The sequence below is a fragment of the Bradyrhizobium sp. Leo170 genome, assembly GCF_004296405.1.
Taxonomy (GTDB): Bacteria; Pseudomonadota; Alphaproteobacteria; order Rhizobiales; family Xanthobacteraceae; genus Bradyrhizobium.
The window spans coordinates 1-322 of record NZ_PSRR01000923.1; the positions used below are offsets into that span (position 1 = coordinate 1).

Annotated in this window: 1 protein-coding gene; it reads left to right on the forward strand. The window is 58.7% G+C overall.

Annotated features, from left to right (window positions below):
- The coding region (locus CWO89_RS48750) for an integrase core domain-containing protein (RefSeq protein WP_245476893.1) at positions 1-304 on the forward strand (304 nt) is incomplete at its 5' end.
- Positions 305-322 lie beyond the last annotated feature (18 nt).

Genomic DNA, 322 nt, shown 5'->3' on the forward strand with positions numbered 1-322 from the left:
CACGCGCCGATTGCGCGCCATGGGCATCCGGGACAAGCCTACCGCACCAGCCTCGCCTTGGCAGAATGGCTTTGCCGAACGGCTGATCGGATCGATCCGGCGTGAGTGTTTGGACCACGTCATTGCTTTGGGCGAGGCGCATCTGCGTCGGGTTCTGCAATCCTACGCCGACTATTACAATAACGTCAGAACGCATCGATCCTTGAACAAGGATGCGCCAATTTCTCGCCCGGTTCAGCGAACCGGTGCGATCAGTTCACGCCCCATCCTGGGCGGACTTCATCACCACTACGCCCGAGCTTAAGTTTTCGGTACACACAGG